This window comes from Streptomyces sp. P9(2023) (genome assembly GCF_032436795.1).
In the GTDB taxonomy this organism is placed as follows: domain Bacteria; phylum Actinomycetota; class Actinomycetes; order Streptomycetales; family Streptomycetaceae; genus Streptomyces.
This window is the reverse complement of the sequence record NZ_JAUPWM010000001.1, coordinates 419990-438028: the sequence shown is the minus strand read 5'-3', so window position 1 is coordinate 438028 and position 18039 is coordinate 419990. Positions and strand designations below refer to the sequence as shown.

At 73.3% G+C, this 18039-nt stretch carries 14 protein-coding genes and 1 pseudogene; 10 read left to right on the top strand and 5 right to left on the bottom strand.

From position 1 onward, the window contains the following. Nucleotides 1-25 precede the first annotated feature (25 nt). Complete coding sequence (locus Q5762_RS01940) at nucleotides 26-364, top strand: antibiotic biosynthesis monooxygenase (protein WP_315890107.1); 339 nt, start codon at nucleotides 26-28, stop codon at nucleotides 362-364. Between the two features lie 26 nt (nucleotides 365-390). On the opposite strand, the gene Q5762_RS01935 is transcribed toward Q5762_RS01940, so the two are convergent. Further along, nucleotides 391-852 (bottom strand): Rrf2 family transcriptional regulator, encoded by a 462-nt coding sequence (locus Q5762_RS01935; RefSeq protein ID WP_315890106.1) that lies wholly within the window; start codon nucleotides 850-852, stop codon nucleotides 391-393. A gap of 170 nt (nucleotides 853-1022) precedes the next feature. On the opposite strand from Q5762_RS01935, the gene Q5762_RS01930 reads away from it, so the two are divergent. Next, nucleotides 1023-3740: an FAD/NAD(P)-binding protein gene (locus tag Q5762_RS01930; RefSeq protein WP_315890105.1), complete on the top strand. Its 2718-nt coding sequence runs from the start codon at nucleotides 1023-1025 to the stop codon at nucleotides 3738-3740. Between the two features lie 74 nt (nucleotides 3741-3814). Here Q5762_RS01930 and Q5762_RS01925 read toward each other — a convergent pair whose 3' ends face one another. Then, the gene (locus Q5762_RS01925) at nucleotides 3815-5062 is read right to left on the bottom strand and encodes a Tm-1-like ATP-binding domain-containing protein (RefSeq protein WP_315890104.1); all 1248 of its coding nucleotides are present in this window, start codon (nucleotides 5060-5062) and stop codon (nucleotides 3815-3817) included. Between the two features lie 113 nt (nucleotides 5063-5175). Here Q5762_RS01925 and Q5762_RS01920 point away from each other — a divergent pair, with 113 nt between their 5' ends. From Q5762_RS01920 to Q5762_RS01910, 3 genes are all read left to right on the top strand, one after another. Continuing rightward, on the top strand, nucleotides 5176-5754 hold the full coding sequence (locus Q5762_RS01920; protein WP_315890103.1) for a Type-2Aa cytolytic delta-endotoxin: 579 nt from the start codon (nucleotides 5176-5178) through the stop codon (nucleotides 5752-5754). Between the two features lie 77 nt (nucleotides 5755-5831). Beyond that, entirely contained in the window at nucleotides 5832-6452 is a 621-nt protein-coding gene (locus tag Q5762_RS01915) for an L-threonylcarbamoyladenylate synthase (RefSeq protein ID WP_315890102.1), read from the top strand. A gap of 30 nt (nucleotides 6453-6482) precedes the next feature. Continuing rightward, entirely contained in the window at nucleotides 6483-7133 is a 651-nt protein-coding gene (locus Q5762_RS01910) for a DUF4232 domain-containing protein (protein ID WP_315890101.1), read from the top strand. 169 nt (nucleotides 7134-7302) lie between these two features. Here the strand turns inward: Q5762_RS01910 and Q5762_RS01905 are convergent, their stop codons facing one another. Continuing rightward, complete coding sequence (locus Q5762_RS01905) at nucleotides 7303-8955, bottom strand: FAD-dependent oxidoreductase (protein ID WP_315890100.1); 1653 nt, start codon at nucleotides 8953-8955, stop codon at nucleotides 7303-7305. A 34-nt stretch (nucleotides 8956-8989) separates the two neighbouring features. After that, nucleotides 8990-9904, bottom strand: coding sequence for a diiron oxygenase (locus tag Q5762_RS01900; RefSeq protein WP_315890099.1), 915 nt, complete (start codon nucleotides 9902-9904; stop codon nucleotides 8990-8992). 252 nt (nucleotides 9905-10156) lie between these two features. Here Q5762_RS01900 and Q5762_RS01895 point away from each other — a divergent pair, with 252 nt between their 5' ends. Beyond that, complete coding sequence (locus Q5762_RS01895) at nucleotides 10157-12997, top strand: hypothetical protein (protein WP_399494269.1); 2841 nt, start codon at nucleotides 10157-10159, stop codon at nucleotides 12995-12997. A 63-nt stretch (nucleotides 12998-13060) separates the two neighbouring features. On the opposite strand, the gene Q5762_RS01890 is transcribed toward Q5762_RS01895, so the two are convergent. Continuing rightward, nucleotides 13061-13423 carry a zinc ribbon domain-containing protein YjdM gene (locus Q5762_RS01890; protein WP_315890098.1) on the bottom strand — a complete coding sequence of 121 codons (363 nt, stop codon included), beginning with the start codon at nucleotides 13421-13423 and terminating at the stop codon, nucleotides 13061-13063. Nucleotides 13424-13519: 96 nt separating this feature from the next. Between Q5762_RS01890 and Q5762_RS01885 the strand changes: the two genes are divergently transcribed. From Q5762_RS01885 to Q5762_RS39915, 4 genes and pseudogenes are all read left to right on the top strand, one after another. After that, nucleotides 13520-14323, top strand: coding sequence for an N-formylglutamate amidohydrolase (locus Q5762_RS01885; protein WP_315890097.1), 804 nt, complete (start codon nucleotides 13520-13522; stop codon nucleotides 14321-14323). A gap of 67 nt (nucleotides 14324-14390) precedes the next feature. Beyond that, nucleotides 14391-15998, top strand: coding sequence for a molybdopterin-dependent oxidoreductase (locus Q5762_RS01880; RefSeq protein WP_315890096.1), 1608 nt, complete (start codon nucleotides 14391-14393; stop codon nucleotides 15996-15998). Nucleotides 15999-16093: 95 nt separating this feature from the next. Next, nucleotides 16094-17539, top strand: a complete 1446-nt coding sequence (locus Q5762_RS01875; RefSeq protein ID WP_315890095.1) for a glyceraldehyde-3-phosphate dehydrogenase — start codon at nucleotides 16094-16096, stop codon at nucleotides 17537-17539. A 146-nt stretch (nucleotides 17540-17685) separates the two neighbouring features. Further along, nucleotides 17686-18028 (top strand): annotated as a pseudogene (locus Q5762_RS39915) (transposase); the annotation flags it as partial. Nucleotides 18029-18039 lie beyond the last annotated feature (11 nt).

Sequence of the window (18039 nt, the reverse complement as noted above, 5' to 3'; positions counted from 1 at the left end):
GCCGCACGGACCTACGGTGGTCGAAGTGCGCGACCCCGCACCGATCCCCGTACCCGAGGAGGCCACGATGGAGCAGCGCTTCGTCTGGGTGACCACGCGCCGCATCAAGCCGGGCACCCTGCAGGAGTTCGAGCGGGCCTGGCGCCCCGGTTTCTCACCCGACGGTCTGCACCGGGCGTACGCCTACTGGACCGAGGACGGCCAGGAGATCACCGGCGTCTCGCTCTGGGATTCGCGGGAGGCGTGCGACGCCTGGCGGTCCTCCGAGGCGGAGCGGTCGCGCCGCGAGATCATGGCGCCGTACGTCGTCGAGGAGACCGAGGCCTTCTACCAGGGCGGCGAACTGGGGCTGCCGGGACGGTAGGCGCCCGGGGGAGCCCCGCGGTGGGCCTACGGATACGTGCGTACGTCGTCGGTGTACTCGCGCGCCCGCTCCTGTACGAGCTCCGGCAGCGCACCCGACGCCAGGTCCGCGAGGGTCGTCCCCTCCAGGACCTGGCGCAGGCTCGCGCGGACCGCGCGCCACACGTCCGGCATGGGGGCCGCCGCACCCTGGTACTCCAGCCCCGTCAGCTTCAGGTCACGCACGCTCACCAGGGGCCCGTCCATCGCCCGGAGCACATCGGCCAGGGTGATCTCCGCGGGCGGCCTGGCAAGGATGTAGCCACCCTCCGGGCCGCGCACGCTCCGTACGAGCCTGGCCTGCCGCAACTCGCTGAGGACGACGAAGAGGAAGCGGACCGGGATGTCCTGCCGGCCGGCGACGTCCTCCGCCTTCAACGGCCGGTCGGGGGAGGAGGCCAGCTCCGCCATGGCCCTGACCGCGTAGTCCGTTCGCGCTGAGATCCTCACCGCCTCAATGTCTCACGGTTGGCGCGAAACCGATCCGGCTCCTGGCGAAGTACCGGCGCGCCCTTGTCGGTTCACATTGTTCATCGACATAGTGAACAACGTCGTGCAGTGCCCGCCCCGGCCGGAGGTCCCTCGTGCCCAAGCCCACGCCCACGCCCAAGCCCGTGCCCATGTCCGTGTCATCGGGGTCGGCGGCGGCCGCGCGGCCGCGACCGACCGTGGCCGTCGTCGGCGCGGGTGCGGCCGGGGCCCTGGTCGCCGTCCAGCTGTGCGAGACGGCCGCCCGGCGCCGCACGCCGTTCGATCTCGTCCTGATCGACCCGGCGGCGGAGGCGGGGCGCGGCACGGCATACGCCACCGAGGTCCCCGAGCACCGGCTCAACGTGCCGGTCGGCGGGATGAGCTGCTACCCCGACGACGCCGGTCACTTCCGGCGCTGGCTCTGCCGCCACGGCGAATCCACCGTCACCGCCGCGGACTTCGCCTCCCGCTACCGCTTCGGCTCCTACCTCGCCGACACCCTCGGCCGGGCCGTCATCGCGGCCCACGGCACCGTCGCCGTACGCCGACTGCGGACCCGGGTGACCCGCTGCGCGGACACCGGCGACGGACGCTTCGAACTGCGGCTCGCCGACGGCGGGACGGTGACCGCCGACAGCGTCGTCCTGGCCACCGGGCCCGCCGCCGGCACCGCGCGCTGGGCACCGGCCGAACTGCGCGGCTCCGCACGGTTCATCGCCGCCCCCTGGGCACCCGGCGCGCTCGACGCCGTGGGCGCCGACGACGACGTGCTGCTCGTCGGCACCGGCCTGACCGCCGTCGACCTCGCTCTCGTGCTCGACCGGCCCGGCCGCACCGTGCACGCGCTCTCCCGCAGCGGACTGCTGCCCCGGCCGCACGCCGTCGCCCCGCTGCCGCCCGTACCGCCACCGCCCGGCCTCACGGCCCTGCCGCTGCGCCGGCTGCGCACCGCGCTGCGCCGGCACCTGGCCGCCTCACTGCGCGATCACGGCGACTGGCGACCGGCCCTCGACGGGCTGCGGCCCACGATCGCCGCGCTCTGGCAGGGGCTCACCGACGAGGAGCGGGCCGACTTCCTCGACCGCGACGCGACCCGGTGGAACGTCCACCGCCACCGGATGGCACCGACCACCGCCGAGACGATCGCCCGGGCGCGCGCCGCCGACCGGCTGCGCCTCCACGCGGGCCGGATCGCCGCCGCCCGGCCGCTGGACGACGGCCGGCTCGCCGTCGGGCTGGCCGACGGGCGCGAGGTGACGGTGGCGTGGGTCGTCGACTGCACCGGGCCCGGGCTCCGGGTCGACGCCGCCGGCGACCCGCTCTGGGGCGGCCTGCTCGCCGACGGCCTCGCGGTGCCCGGCCCGCTCGGCATCGGCGTCGCCACCGACGCGGGCCGACTGCGCGACGCCCGGGGCACCACCGACCGGCCGGTGTTCACCCTCGGCGCGTCCCGGCGCGGCGAGCTGTGGGAGACGACGGCCATCCCCGAGATCAGGGCGCAGGCCCGGGAGATCGCCGAGTCCGTGCTCGCCCCGCTCACCCGCGCCCCGCAGCCCGCGCGCCGCCGGCCCACCGACCAGTTCGGCCTGCCGCTCACCACCCACGCCGCCGCTGCCGCCGCCTTCCGCAGCGGCCTCGGCCGGGTCGTCACCGTACGGGCGAAGGCCGCCGAGGCGTTCGCCCGGGCCACCACGCTCGACCCCGGCTTCGCCCTCGGCCACGCCGCGCTCGCCCTCCTCGGCCACGAGTGCGGCGAGGACCTCGACGTGCACCGCGAACTCGCCGACGCCCAGCGCAGCGTGGCCGAGCGCGGCGACGACCGGGAGCGTTCGTTCGTGGACGTCGTCACCCGCCGGATCCAGGAACACGAGGGGGTGGCGGGATCGGACGGCGACCGGGCGCTCGTCGACCACCTCGACCGGTACCCGGGCGACGCCTTCGCGCTGAGCATCGCGGTACCCACGATCGCCTTCTCCGGTGTCGGCGATCTCGACGGGTCGCTCGCCCGGCGCCTCGTCGAGCACGCCGCGCCCGCCTACGACGGCCACTGGTTCCCGACCTCGCTGCTCGCCTTCGTCCGCCAGGAGCAGGGGCGCATCGAGGAGGCGGGCGCCCTCGCCACGGCCGCCCTGGCCGTCGAACCCGCCTCGGGACACGCCGTACACGCCCTCGCCCATGTCCACTACGAGTCCGGCGACCACCGCGTCGGCCGCGACTGGCTCGACGGCTGGATCGGCGGCCAGGGCCGGGGCGCGGTGCACCGGGCCCACTTCTCCTGGCACGTGGCGCTGCACGAACTCGCCCTGGACGACTCCGAGGCGGTACGCCGCCGGTGGTTCGCCCAGCTCGCGCCGCGCCAGGTCAACGGCGTACGGGCGCTTGTCGACTCCGGTTCCCTGCTGTGGCGGGCCCGGATGACCCGGAACTGGACCGGCAGCGTTCCCGTCGACGGCGTGCTCGACGCCGTCGCCCGCGACCTCCTGGAGCGACCCGCGACGGCGTTCACCGCGCTGCACAGCGCGGTCGCCCTCACCGCGGGGGGCGATCTGCCCGCGCTGCGCCGACTCCGTACCCACGCGGTCGGAGCCGACACGGTCCAGCGCGAGGTCATCGCCCCGCTCTGCCAGGCGCTCGAAGCGGTGCTCGAGGAGCGGTGGACGGCGGCGGCGGAGGGGCTGCGCGGACTGCTGCCCACCCTCCGCCGGGTGGGCGGCAGCGCCGCGCAGCGCGAGGTCGTCGAGGAGACCCTGCTCCACGCGCTCCTGGAGGCGGGGCAGAGCGACGCGGCCCGCCACCTCCTGGAGGAACGCCTCGACCGCCGAGCCTCCCCCCTGGACCGCCGCCGCCTGTCGGACCTCCCGCACTGAGGACCGCGTCGACTCCTCCGGTCCGGCCGTCCGGCCTCCGTACCCTCCGGCCGACCGGCCGGAGGTCCGGACGGTCAGGCGGCCGTGTCTCCGCTCCGCGCGCGCTCCTCGATCAGGCGGTGCAGCAGGTCCGCCGTGGTGCGGCCGAACACCGGGTCGTTGAGGTGGGTGTCGAGTTCCACCACGTCGACGGGGCTGCCCCGCAGCCCCTCCCGGACCGCGCCGAACACCGCCTCGTCCAGGGCCGGGTCGTGGTACGGGCCGCCCGGCGCCCCCAGCGTCGACAGGCCGCGCAGCGGCAGGCACACCGTCGTGGGGCCGGTCGCGGACCGCAGCTTCGCCGCGACGCGCGCGCCGAGCTCCGCGCACTCCTCCGCCGTCGTCCGCACCACCGATATCGACGGGTTGTGCACCCGCACGTCCCGGTCGAGCACCCGCTCCGGAACCGTGTCGAGCGGGCCGAACTTCACCATGTCCAGTGCGCCCGGGCTCACCACCTGCGGTATCCCCGCGCGCCCGGCGGCCAGCAGCCGGTCGGGACCCGCCGTCAGGATGCCCCCGCAGAGGTCGTCCGCCAGCTCGCAGAGCGTCAGATCCAGGACCCCCGCGAAGAGCCGCTGCTCCGCGAGCGACTCCAACGTCCGGCCGCCCGCCCCGCTCGCGTGGAAGACCAGTACCTCGTAGCCGAGTTCGGTCAGCCGCGCCCGGGCCGCGTCGACCCCCGGAGTCGTCACGCCCGCCATGCTCGCGGCGACCAGCGGCCGGTCGCCCCGTACCGGGGGAGCGGCGGCCTCGAACCCCCGCGCCATCCCCGCCACCGCGTCGACCGCGTTCGCCAGTATCGGCTCCGACACCCGGTTGATCCCCGCGATGTCCACCACGCTGTACATCATCATGATGTCCGCCGAGCCGACATAGGGCGCGACATCACCCGAAGCCATCGACGACACCATCACCTTCGGCACCCCGAGCGGCAACACCCGCATCGCCCGCGTCGCGATCGACGTGCCGCCGCTGCCGCCGAGGGCCAGCACCCCGTGGAGCCTGCCCTCCGCGTGCAGCCGCCGGACGACCTCCGCCGCCCCGCGCGCCATCGCGGTCACCGCCGCGCCCCGGTCCCCCTCGCTCCGTAACGTCTCCAGATCCGTGCCCGCCGCCCGCGCCACCTCGGCGCGGGGGACGTCGGAGGGTATCCGAGGGTCCCCGATCACCCCCGTGTCGACCATGATGACCTCGACCCCGCGGCGCTCAAGCCGCGCGCGCAGCCATCCGTACTCCAGACCTTTGGTGTCCAGCGTTCCCACCAGTACAACGATCGCCATCCCCGTACTGTCCGGCGAAGTCGACATGACGACAAGGGTGTGGCGGCCCGACGCCAGACGGCATACTGACCCCCCTTGATCGCCTTGATCACCATCACGTGTCAGGAGGAGTCATGACCGCCAGTTTCAAGACCGTCATCGAGGTGGGCCCGGACCATCTCGACCAGGCCCGGGCCATCGACCGGCTGTTCCAGGAGGCGATAGCCCCGGCCACCGTCAACTTCGACTTCGAGAACATCCATCAGGCGGCCGCCGCGATCCCGGACAGCGCCGTCGTGAAGATGGTCCGGGGCTGGGGACTCCAGGAGCACGCCCCCGGCATGGTCATGGTGCTCTCCCTGAAGGAGGCCGTGCGCCAGGCGCTGCCCGGCGAGTTCGCCGACGCGGCGTTCTGGGGCACCGTCGAGCAGGAGCTCGCCCGTGCCTTCACCGGCCTCGCCGCGCAGGAGGGCGAGCCGGGACTCTCGTACTACGAGGAGGGCCCCGACCGCACCAGTTACTACCGGGACCTGTTCTTCGCCCTGCAGGACGAGGAGACCGGGGACCACATGTACGCGATCGCCTTCTGCGTCGACGTGACCGTCGGGCTCGCGAAGGAGCGGGCCACCGCGCTCGAGTTGATGGACATCGCACCGTACGCGATCCGGCTCAACGCGATCGTCCTGCGCCAGGAGTTGCGCGTCGCGGCCTGACGGTCGCCCGAACGTGCGGGGAACCGCACCGGCCCGCCGTCCCGGGCCGGACCCGCCGGGAACCTAGACTGCCCGGCATGGCGAAGTATTTCGACGTACACCCCGAGAACCCCCAGCGGCGCACCATCAGCAGCGTGGCGGACAGCATCCGCTCCGGCGCGCTCGTCGCGTACCCGACGGATTCCTGCTACGCGCTGGGATCCCGCATCGGCAGCCGCGACGGCATCAGCCGGATCCGCGCGATCCGGGAACTCGACGACCGCCACCACTTCACCCTGGTGTGCCAGAACTTCGCGCAGCTCGGCCAGTTCGTGCACGTCGACAACGACGTCTTCCGCGCGGTCAAGGCGGCGACGCCCGGCAGCTACACGTTCATCCTGCCGGCGACGAAGGAAGTGCCGCGCCAGCTGCTGCACCCGAAGAAGAAGACCGTCGGCGTCCGGATCCCCGACCATGTCGTCACCCAGGCGCTCCTTGAGGAACTCGGCGAACCGCTGCTCTCCAGCACCCTCCTGCTGCCCGGCGAGGACGAACCGATGACCCAGGGCTGGGAGATCAAGGAGCGGCTCGACCACGCGGTGGACGCCGTCCTGGACTCCGGAGACTGCGGTACGGAACCGACGACCGTGATCGACTTCTCGGAGGGCGAGCCCGAGATCGTCCGCCGGGGCGCGGGCGACACCTCGCGGTTCGAGTAGCCGTACCGCGCGGCATGTGATGATCGCGCCATGACCGTCATATCTCCGCGGCACGGCCTGATCCTGGCGGCTGCCGCCGTCCTGACCGCCGGGTGCGGCCTCGGGGCCGAACTCGACCGCGAGGCCAACCCCGAGCGGACCAGGGCGCACACGCCGGCCCCGCCGACGGTCGACCCGTCGCGGGCCGGCGGCCCCGGCGGTGTGGGCCCGGCCCCTCAGGTCGAGCCGCCCGCCGCCACCGCCCCGCCGGGCTGCCCGGCCACGGGGGTCCAGGTGACGACCGGCATGGTCAGCGCCACCATGGGCCTGCGCGCCATGCCGGTGACCCTCACCAACTGCGGCGCGCGCGAGCAGCGCGTCAACGGATATCCGGACGTACGGGTACGGGACGTCAACCGCGAGCCGATGGACGTCACCGTCCTCAAGGGCCCGGGCCCCATCACCCAGCTCGACGATCCGGGCCCGCACCCGGTCGCCCTGAAGCCCGGGGAGTCCGCGCGCTCCGTCTTCGTCTGGCGGTACTCGGCCGTGGACGCGGCGACCCAGCGGGGGAGCGGTGTGTATGTCGAGATCGCCCCGGCCGCCGGCGTGGCACGCCAGACGGTGGAGCCCGACGGCGGCCTGGACATCGGCGACACGGGCCTCCTCGGCACGACGGCCTGGCAGAAGGTCACGGACTGACCTCCGGTCGGCGGTCCCGGCACGGGCCGCAGGCGGTGGTCCGCGTGCGGCCCGTGCGCGGGGGCCCGGCGTGCGGACCGTGTGCCGTGGCCCGGGGGCCGTTGTGCCCGTCAGGGCAGTCCTGTCCGCCGGGGGCCGTGACCGCGACGGAAGTCGCCGGCGGGACCGGTCAGTCCGTCAGGCGCAGGCGGGCGCGGCGGGCCGTCGCCACCAGGTCGGCCACCGTGGTCAGCTTGACGCGCGGACGTCCTGTCGCCGCGCCGCGGGCGCGTTCGGCGCGGTCGATCGCGGCCAGGCCCCGGGCGTCGACGACCTCGGCGCCGCGTCCGCGGGCGAGGCGACGGAACGCCCGGGCCGTACGGGACGGAGCGGGCAGGGCGCCCGCCACGGCGTCGGCGAGGAGCGTGCCGACCGTCTCGGCGGCGCAGGTCCGGTTGGCGCCGATGCCGCCCGAGGGGCCGCGCTTGATCCAGCCGACGACGTACGTCCCCGGCATTCCCGCCACCCGGCCGCGCTCGTGCGGGACGGTGCCGGTCGCCTCGTCGAAGGGCAGCCCCGGCACCGGCACACCCCGGTAGCCGACCGCCCGCAGCACCAGACCGGCCGGTATCTCCCGCTCGCCGGCCCCCTCCGTCACCCGCGCGCCCCGTACCGCGTCCTCGCCGACGAACGCCACCGGCGCCGAGTGGAACCGGAGCACGATCCGCCGCTCCGGACCCGGTGGGCACGACCAGTCCACGCGCTCCCGTGGCACGCCCCGCAACAGCCCCGCCTTCTCCTGCGGCCCCGCGCCGTCGATCGCCGCGCCGGTCCGCGGGTCGTGGTCGTCGACGACAAGCCGTACACCGGACAGGTGGGTGAGCGCGCGGAGTTCGGAGCCGGTGTACGCGGCGTCCCCGGGTCCCCGGCGCCCGAGCAGCACCACCTCCCGTACCCGCGACGCGCGCAGGGCGGCGAGCGCGTGGTCGGCGATGTCGGTGCCTGCCAGCGTCTCCGGGTCCATGACGAGGATCCGGGCGACGTCGAGCGCGACATTGCCGGTGCCGACCACGACCACCCGCTCGGCACCGGTCAGGTCGAACGCCTCCGGGGCGGCTTCCGGGTGGGCGTTGTACCAGGAGACGAACGCCGTCGCCGGGACGCTTCCGGGCAGTTCCCCGCCCGGGATGCCGAGCCGCCGGTCGGTGGAGGCGCCCACGGCGTACACCACCGCGTCGTGGTGTGCGGCGAGTTCCTCCGCCGTGACGTCCTTGCCGACCTCGACGCCGAGCCGCATCCGTACCCGGGGGTGGGTGTGGAAGCGGGCGAAGGTGTCGCCGACCTTCTTGGTGGCGGGGTGGTCCGGCGCCACGCCGTACCGGACGAGCCCGCCCGCCACCGGCAGCCGGTCGACCAGGGTCACCTCGGCGTCGGTGTGCAGCAGCAGATCCTCCGCCGCGTACATGCCGGCCGGGCCGGTCCCGACGATCGCGACCCGGATCGGCGCGAAGCCGGCGGGCAGGCTCCGTTCGAAGACCGGCGCGCCCCAGGGGTGGAAGTTCGGTCCCGCGTCAGCCTCCTGGGGCTCCTTGTCGGCGAAGTACGCGGCGTTGACGGCCGCGTACCCGGCCTGCGCGGGGGAGAGGCGGTCCACCGGGAAGATCGCGTCGACCGGGCAGGCGTCGGCGCACGCACCGCAGTCGATACAGGTCGCGGGGTCGATGTGCAGCATCTCCGTGCTGCCGAACTCCCGCTCCTGCGGCGTCGGATGGATGCAGTTGACGGGACAGACGGCGACGCAGGTGGCGTCGCTGCAGCACGTCTGGGTGATGGCGTAGGTCATGTCGTCGGCTCAGCTCGGTTCGGGTCCGCTGCGGTCAGATCAGGTGGGCGCGCCGGTAGAACACCAGGGCCGGTCGGGTGAGCAGCCCGGCCGAGGCCAGGAAGTCCATCAGGCCCGCGCAGCTGGAGCGCATCAGGGACTTGTGGTGCTCGTTCGCCTTCGCCTCGCGGACGGCACGCTCGACGTCGAGGCCGGCGCTCTCGTAGACCTTGCGGTTCACCATGCTGGTGACGATCACGTACGAGGCGATGGCGATCACGAGGGCGTGGAACCCGCGGCGCGCCCGGCTCGCGCCGCGCAGTCGGCGCCGCGTCTCCTCGCGGGCGAACTTCATGTGCCGCGATTCCTCGACGACATGGATGTTGTTGATCGTGCGGACGAACGGCACGACCCGCTCGTCGCGCATCCAGTCCCGCTGCATCACGTCGAGGACCTCCTCGGCGACGAGGATCGCCGCGTACGCCGCCTCGCCGAACGCGACCGTCTTGAAGGCCCGGCCGAGTTCGACCGCGATCCGGCGCGGCCGGTAGGCGGGGGCGCCGAGCTTGGCGGCACCCCGGGCGAACATGATCGAGTGCCGGCACTCGTCGGCGACCTCGGTCAGCGCCCACTGGAAGCGGGGGTCGGTCGGGTCCTTGGCGTACATGTCGCGCAGCACCATCTGCTGCAGGATCATCTCGAACCAGATGCCGGTGCTGGCCACCGACGCGGCCTCCTGGCGGGTCAGCTCCTTGCGCTGTGCGTCGGTCAACTCGCCCCAGTACGCGGTGGAGTAGAGCGTGGACCACTCGGGGCTCGCGCCGTGGAAGTCCTTGTCCAGCGGGGTGTCCCAGTCCACCTCGGTGGCGGGGTCGTAGGACAGCTTCGCGGCGGAGTCGAGCAGCCGTCGGGCGACCTCCTGCTCGGCGTGCCGGTCCTCGCTCTCCGGGGGGACGGTGCTGCTCGCCATGTGCGGCTCCTTGGATCGAGACGTCGCACGCTTGTTAGATGCGGCGTCTAGCAAGCTGTTAGACGGAACGTATAACAAGCGGGCGGTGCGGGCCTACCCCCATGCGCCGATTTCCCGCCGATCTCCCACGCGCCCGGACTCGTACCGCCCCATGAGGCAACCCACCCCCGCCCGTTGCCGTCCTCCGGTCACGAGAGGGGCACCAGGGAACCCCGAGGTGTCGCGAGAAGACCGATCGTGAGGAAGACCGCTTTGATACGTGTCACACGTGGGGTGACCACGGCCGTGGCGTTACTCGCACTGGCCATGGCGTCGCCCGTACCGGCGTTCGCCGAACCGTCCCCCGGCCCGCTGCCCCGGGCGGGCGGCGAGGTCGCCGGCGACGGGACGCTGCCGGAGGGCTGGCGCCTCACCGGCTCGGCCGCCGACCGGGAGCTCGTCTGGACGTCCGCCGACCCCGTGCCCATGGGCGACGCGCGCGTCGAGTTCTACTCGGGGAGCCGGCTCCTCGGCCGCCCCGCCCCGGCCGCCGACGGACACGCCTTCCGGCTGAAGACCGACGGCGTACGGATCGGCTCCGTACGGGACTTGAAGGTGATGGCGGGCGGACGACGCCTCGACGCCGCCGCTCCCGGCGACGCGGGCGCCGCGAACGAGCCGCCCCGGAACCGTCCGGCCGCCCCCACCGGGCGACCGGAGGCGCCCCTGCCGGTCAACGCGGTCGACCCCGGCAAGCCCGGCGCGTACCGCACCGTCAGCGGTGAATACGACCTGGAATCCGTCCGGTTGCCCGGGTACGACCAGCCCATCGAGATGCGCGCCGTCGTCGTCGGACCGACCGGCGCACCCGGGAAGCGGCCGCTCGCGCTCTTCCTGCACGGCCGCCACGCCACCTGCTACGGCGGCGCGGAGGAGGTGACCGGTGAGTGGCCCTGCGGTCCCGGCACCAAGCCGATCCCGAGCCACAAGGGCTATCTGGCCGCCCAGAAACTCCTCGCCTCGCAGGGGTACGTGACGGTCTCGATCTCCGCCAACGGCATCAACGGCCAGGACCACAAGGCCGAGGACGCGGGCGCGCAGGCCCGTTCGTCCCTCGTACGGCAGCACCTGGCCCGCTGGGCGGACTGGTCGGAGAAGCCGGCCGGCGCTCCCGCCGCCGTCAAGGCCACCGCGCCCGCCGACCTCGCCCAGGTCCTGCTCGTCGGTCACTCCCGGGGCGGCGAGGGCGTCAACCGCGCCGCGCTCGACAGCCTCAACCGGCCCCCGGCCGACCAGGACGGCTACCAGGGCCCGGTGCGCTGGAACATCCGCGGCAACGTCCTCATCGGGCCCACGATCTTCGGCCAGAACCCGGTCGCCGACGTGCCCTCGATGACGATCCTGCCGGGCTGCGACGGCGACGTCTCCGACCTGCAGGGCCAGATCTACGTCGACGGCACGCGCGGTGTCGGCGGCGGCGCCGCGCTGCAGAGCGCGGTGTACATGGTCGGTGCCAACCACAACTTCTTCAACAGCGAGTGGACTCCGGGGCAGGCGGAGGCGCCGGCCGACGACGACTTCTACTCGGACGGCGAGAACCCGGACCCGGTGTGCTCGCCCGGCACCGCGACCCGGTTGACCGCCCCGCAGCAGCAGACCGCCGGCGCCACCTACATCGCCGCCGCGGCCCAGCTGTTCGTCGCCGGCGACGACCGTGTCCGTCCGCTCCTCGACGGCACCGGCCGCCGCGCCCCCTCCGCGGGCCCCGCGCGTGTCCTCAGCCACGCCGTCGGCGCGCACCGCACGCCCGGCTTCCTGCCCGGCCCGTCGCTCACCGTGACCGGCGGCGGACGGCTGTGCGCGCAGATCGATCCCGACCCGGACCGCGCCTGCCTGCCGCAGAACGAGGACCAGACGGCCGGCCAGTCACCGCACTTCGCGTTCTGGGAGACCTCGCCCGAACCGGGCCGTGACGCCGTCCTGATGAACTGGACCGGGAAGCGCGTGGGGTCCCCGGTGACCGTCCGCTCCACCCGCCCGGTCTCCCTCAAGGGCGCCGAAGCGATGGCGCTGCGCGTCATCGTGCCGCCCAACACCACCGGCACGCAGCTCGACATGGCCGTCGGCGACGCCTCGGGCCGCCGGGCCTCCCTCGGCCGGGTCAAGCTCGACGGGCTGCCCGGCAGCGAGCGGACCGCGTCCTACTGGGGCCGGGAGATCCGTGTGCCGCTGGACATCGCCGTCCGGGCCGGCCTGGACATGCAGAAGATCACGACCCTCCACTTCTACCCGCGTGGTGGCTCGGGCCAGGCCTGGCTGATGGACGCCTGGGGCTGGAAGCCCGGCACCCCGGCGGTCCGCCCGAGCACGATGCCGCGCGTCGACATCGGCCGGCTGACCGTGGACGAGGGCGACTCCGGGGTACGCACCTACCGCGTTCCGGTCCGGGTCTCGGGCCAGGGCAGCGGCCAGGTCCGGGTGTTCTCCTTCAAGCCGGACTCGGAGGAGGTCACGTCCCGGATCGTGACCGTACGACCGGGCAGCCAGTCCATCGACGTGCCGGTCGAGGTGCGGGGCAACACCCGCTACGGCTACGACCTTTCGCAGGACGTGTCCGTGAAGGCGGTGAGCGGCGTGGCCGTCGGCTCGCACCGCGGCGGGGTGACCGCCCGGAACGACGACGCGAAGCCCACGGTCACGATGACCCCGGTCGCGGACGACGTCACCGAGGGCAAGGCGCTGACCTGGCGGATGAAGCTGTCCGGGGCGGCCGACGCGGAGATCGGCGGGGTGGTCGAACTCCTGCCGGTCACCGGCGGCCCCGAGCTGTCCACCGCGGACGTCGAACGGAGCTGGGTGGAGGAGAACTTCGGCGAGCTGCCGGATCCGCCCAAGCCGCTCTCGCAGCTCGGCTTCGAGGGGGAGGCCCCGACCGTCTGGGTGACCGTGCCCCCCGGCGAGACGAGCGTCGACGTGACGATCCCGACCGTCGCGGACCAGGTCGGTGAGCCCACGGAGACCCTGAAGGCCCGGCTGACCTTGTACGACGAGAACTGGGAGCCGCACCACGGCCCGGAGTTCACGGGCTCGGTACGGGACGCGGACGCCGCGTGACGTCCCCTGAGTGACCCGCCTGACCGGGCGGCTACCGCGGCCACGGCCGCGACCGCCGTCCGGTCAGGCCTTCTTGACCACGCTCGACTTGAGCTGCATCGGCCCGAAGCCCTCGATCCGGCAGTCGATGTCGTGGCCGTCCACGCCGTCCACGAGGCGGATGTTGCGCACCTTGGTGCCCGCCTTGATGCCGCTCGGGCTGCCCTTGACCTTGAGGGTCTTGACCACCGTCACGGTGTCGCCGTCGGCGAGCACGTTGCCGACCGAGTCCTTGATCACCTTCTCCCCGGCGCCCCCGCCCGGGGCGGAGTCCGTGGCGGCCGAGGCCGACCACTCGTGGCCGCACTCGGGGCAGACCAGGAGCGCGCCCATCTCATAGGTGTACGCACTGGAACATCGGGGGCACGGCGGAAGATTCTCGGTCATGGGCCCATCCTACTTTCAGCCAGGGCTCCCCGGCTCCCGCTCCGTTGATCATGCTGGAGTCCGGAAGCCACCGCCGCCGTACAGCGAGGACCAGCCATGACCGACGTACCGAACTCCTTCGAGCTGCTCCCCGGGGCGGCCGACTCCCCGGTCCTCCTCCATGTGCCGCACTCCTCCCGGCACCTGCCGGCGGACGTGCGCGAGGGGATCGTGCTCGGGGACGAGGAGCTCGCGCGCGAGCTGGACCACATCACCGACTCCCACACCGCCGCGATCGCCGGCTCCGCCGCGCGGACCGCCGCCGTCACCCCCTGGCGGTTCGTCAACCGGCTCTCCCGGCTGGTGGTCGACCCCGAGCGCTTCCCCGACGAGCGGGAGGAGATGCTGGCGGTCGGGATGGGCGCGGTCTACACCCGGACCACGCACCGCGCGGAGCTGCGGCCGGCGGACTTCGACGCCCGACCGCTCCTGGACCGCTACTTCACGCCGTACGCCGAGGCCATGACGGCCGCCGTCGACGCCCGCCTCGCGGCGGCCGGCCGCGCCGTGATCATCGACGTGCATTCGTACCCGACCGAGCCGCTGCCGTACGAACTCCACGGCGCCGGGCCCCGCCCGCCGATCTGCCTCGGTACCGACCCCTTCCACACCCCGCCCGCCCTGCTCGACGCGGCGCGGAAGGCCTTCGCGTCGTTCGGCGGCACCGGCACGGACAGCCCCTTCGCCGGGACGTACGTACCGCTGGCGCACTACGGCCGCGATCCACGCGTCTCCGCCCTGATGATCGAGATCCGCCGCGACGTCTACATGCGGGAGCCCGGCGGGCCCGCCGGGCCCGGTCTCGACGCCCTCGGCGCCGCGCTCGCCGCCCTGGTCGAGGCGGCGGCGCCGCTCGAATGAGAACCATTCCGTGACGTCGCGCCGGAAAGCGTTCCGTGCGGGCCCTTTCGCGCCGATGCTGGGCATCATGAACGTCACCCGCTCCGCCCACCGGCAGCCCACCCGGACCGACCGGCTGCTCGCCGTGCTCGGCGGGATCCTCTCCGGTTACGTCGCCCTGGCCGTCGCCGACCTCCTCGCCGGCCGCATCCGCCAGGAGGCGGGGCCGGTCACGGCCGTCGGCGACGTCGTGGTCGACCGGACCCCGGCCGCCGTCGAACAGTGGGCGATCCGCACGTTCGGGGCGAGCGACAAGACCGTCCTGCTGCTCGGCATCGTGCTCATCCTCGGACTGATCGCCGCCGGCCTCGGGCTGCTCGCCCTGCGCCACCGGGTGGCCGGGGCGGCCGGTGTCCTCGCCTTCGGCGTCGTCGGCGCGCTCGCCGCCGCCAGCCGGCCCGACTCCGACTCCGCGCTCGACGCCCTGCCCTCGCTCGTCGGGGCGCTGGCGGGAGCCCTCCTGTTGTACGTCCTCATGGGCAGGCTGCTCGCGTCGGAGGACTCGGATAGATCGGACCCGTCCGAGGTCCCGGGCGCGGCCGCCCGCGCGGACCGGCGCAGCTTTCTCGTCGTCGCCGCCGCGACGGGCCTGGCGGCGACCGCCGGCGCCGCGCTCGGCCGGGCGGCCGGTCCGTCCGCGGGGGACAGTGCCACGGCCTCCCGCCGGGCCCTGCGGCTGCCCCGGCCCGCCTCGGCCGCCCCGGCCGTACCCCGCGGGGCGCAGCTCGACGTGCCCGGGATCAGCCGCTTCCTCACCCCGAACAAGGACTTCTACCGGGTCGACACCGCGCTCCTGGTCCCCAAGGTCGACGCCGACAGCTGGCGGCTGCGCATCCACGGCAGCGGCGTGCGCCGCGAACTCTCCCTCAGCCTCCCGGAGCTGATGGCCCGTGAGGTCGTGGAGCGGGACATCACCCTGGCCTGCGTCTCCAACGAGGTCGGCGGCCCCTACATCGGCAACGCGCGCTGGCTCGGCGTACGCCTCGCCGATCTGCTCCGCGAGGCGGGGGTGCGCCCGCCGTCCGAGGGCGGGCCCGCCGACCAGCTCGTCGCCCGCTCCGTCGACGGCATGACCATCGGCACGCCCGTCGAGGACGTGATGGACGGCCGCGACGCCCTGCTCGCCTTCGGTATGAACGGCGAGCCCCTGCCCCTCGACCACGGCTTCCCGGTGCGCATGATCGTCCCCGGTCTCTACGGCTACGTCTCCGCCTGCAAGTGGATCGAGTCCATCGAGCTGACCACCTTCGACGCCTACGACGCCTACTGGGTCCCGCGCGGCTGGGCGGCCCAGGCCCCGGTCAAGACGCAGTCCCGGATCGACACGCCCAGGTCGCTCGGCCGCCCGGACGCGGGCACGGTCATGATCGCCGGGGTCGCCTGGGCCCAGGGGCGGGGCATCGCGCGGGTCGAGGTCCGGGTGGACGACGGGCCCTGGCAGGAGGCCCGGCTCGGCGCCGAGGACAGCCGGGACACCTGGCGCCAGTGGGTCCACCCCTGGCAGGCCGAACCCGGTCGCCACACCCTCACCGTCCGCGCGACCGACGGCACCGGCGCCACCCAGCCCGAGGAGCGCACCGACACCGCGCCGGACGGGGCGGCCGGCTGGCACTCGGTCGAGGTGACGGTCGGGTGACGGGCGGGCCCTCGGCCCGAAGGCGGGGCCCGGCGGCAAGATCGAAAATCTGTCGGGTTAGCATATGAGCACCGCCTAGCTCGAAAGATGAACTCGTGACTGTCAATGACGACTCGTTCACCAGCTGGAAGAACCGCGAGGAGATCGCGGAGTCGATGATTCCGATCATCGGGAAGTTGCACCGCGAGCAGGACGTCACGGTCCTGCTGCACAGCCGTTCCCTGGTGAACAGGTCGGTGGTGAGCATTCTCAAGACCCACCGATTCGCCCGGCAGATCGCCGGTGAGGAGCTCTCGGTCACCGAGACCATGCCGTTCCTGCGGGCCCTCACCGCGCTCGACCTGGGTCCGTCCCAGATCGACATCGGCATGCTCGCCGCGACGTACAAGGCCGACGACCGCGGTCTCTCGGTGGAGGAGTTCACCGCCGAAGCCGTCGCCGGCGCCACCGGCGCCAACAAGATCGAGTGCCGTGACGGCCGCGACGTCGTCCTCTACGGCTTCGGCCGCATCGGCCGCCTCGTCGCCCGGCTGCTCATCGAGAAGGCCGGTTCCGGCAACGGTCTGCGGCTGCGCGCCGTCGTCGTGCGCGGCGGCGGCGACCAGGACCTCGTCAAGCGCGCCTCGCTGCTGCGCCGCGACTCGATCCACGGCCAGTTCCAGGGCACCATCACCGTGGACGAGGCGAACAGCACGATCGTCGCCAACGGCAACACGATCAAGGTGATCTACGCCAACGACCCCTCCGAGGTCGACTACACGGCGTACGGCATCAAGGACGCCATCCTCATCGACAACACGGGCAAGTGGCGGGACCGCGAGGGCCTGTCGAAGCACCTGCGCCCCGGCATCGACAAGGTCGTCCTGACCGCCCCGGGCAAGGGCGACGTCCCGAACATCGTGCACGGCGTCAACCACGACACGATCAAGCCGGACGAGCAGATCCTGTCCTGCGCGTCCTGCACCACGAACGCGATCGTCCCGCCGCTGAAGGCCATGGACGACGAGTACGGCGTGCTGCGCGGCCACGTGGAGACCGTCCACTCGTTCACCAACGACCAGAACCTGCTGGACAACTACCACAAGGCCGACCGCCGCGGCCGCTCCGCGCCGCTCAACATGGTCATCACGGAGACCGGCGCCGCCTCGGCCGTCGCCAAGGCCCTGCCCGACCTGAAGGCGCCGATCACCGGCAGCTCGATCCGCGTCCCCGTGCCGGACGTCTCGATCGCCATCCTGAGCCTGCGCCTGGGCCGCGAGACCACCCGCGAGGAGGTCCTCGACTACCTCCGCGACGTCTCGCTGCACTCGCCGCTGAAGCGCCAGATCGACTTCACGACGGCCCCGGACGCGGTCTCCATGGACTTCGTCGGCTCGCGCCACGCGTCGATCGTGGACGCCGGCGCCACCAAGGTCGACGGCGACAACGCGATCCTCTACCTCTGGTACGACAACGAGTTTGGCTACTCGTGCCAGGTCATCCGGGTCGTCCAGCACGTCTCCGGCGTCGAGTACCCGACGTACCCGGCCCCGGCGGTCTGATCCCAGACGCCCCCGGGCGCGTACGCACGCATGAGCGAGGCCCCCGCCGGAAACGGACGCTGTTGGTAAATCCAGGGCCTGCGTGACGACGGCCTGCATGACCCCGTTGGGGTTGTGCAGGCCGTCGTCGTCTCAGGGGTGGGTTCGTGTTGTTGCGTGGAGTGGAGCTGGCGGAGATTCCGGGGGAGACCGCGCGGGTGGCGCGTGCGGTGTTCCCGAAGGGGTGTCTGGCGATGCGGATGCGGGATGCGCTCGGGCCGGTCTTCGCCGATGCCGACTTCGCGGAGCTGTTCCCGGTGCGAGGGCGTCCGGCGGTGTCGCCGGCCCGGCTGGCGCTGGTGTCGGTGTTGCAGTTCGCGGAGGGGCTGACCGACCGGCAGACCGCGCACGCGGTGCGCTCGCGTCTGGACTGGAAGTACGCCTTGTCACTGGAGCTGACCGATACCGGCTTCGACTTCTCGGTGCTCAGTGAGTTCCGGGCCCGGCTGGTGGAGCCGGAT

Bases quoted from the DNA above. Each gene is read 5' to 3' on its own strand.
- Q5762_RS01905 (WP_315890100.1), bottom strand. From the start codon at position 8,955: ATGACCTACGCCATCACCCAGACGTGCTGCAGCGACGCCACCTGCGTC.
- Q5762_RS01880 (WP_315890096.1), top strand. From the start codon at position 14,391: ATGAACGTCACCCGCTCCGCCCACCGGCAGCCCACCCGGACCGACCGG.
- Q5762_RS01890 (WP_315890098.1), bottom strand. From the start codon at position 13,423: ATGACCGAGAATCTTCCGCCGTGCCCCCGATGTTCCAGTGCGTACACC.
- Q5762_RS01930 (WP_315890105.1), top strand. From the start codon at position 1,023: ATGTCCGTGTCATCGGGGTCGGCGGCGGCCGCGCGGCCGCGACCGACC.
- Q5762_RS01910 (WP_315890101.1), top strand. From the start codon at position 6,483: ATGACCGTCATATCTCCGCGGCACGGCCTGATCCTGGCGGCTGCCGCC.
- Q5762_RS01925 (WP_315890104.1), bottom strand. From the start codon at position 5,062: ATGGCGATCGTTGTACTGGTGGGAACGCTGGACACCAAAGGTCTGGAG.
- Q5762_RS01920 (WP_315890103.1), top strand. From the start codon at position 5,176: ATGACCGCCAGTTTCAAGACCGTCATCGAGGTGGGCCCGGACCATCTC.
- Q5762_RS01915 (WP_315890102.1), top strand. From the start codon at position 5,832: ATGGCGAAGTATTTCGACGTACACCCCGAGAACCCCCAGCGGCGCACC.
- Q5762_RS01900 (WP_315890099.1), bottom strand. From the start codon at position 9,904: ATGGCGAGCAGCACCGTCCCCCCGGAGAGCGAGGACCGGCACGCCGAG.
- Q5762_RS01885 (WP_315890097.1), top strand. From the start codon at position 13,520: ATGACCGACGTACCGAACTCCTTCGAGCTGCTCCCCGGGGCGGCCGAC.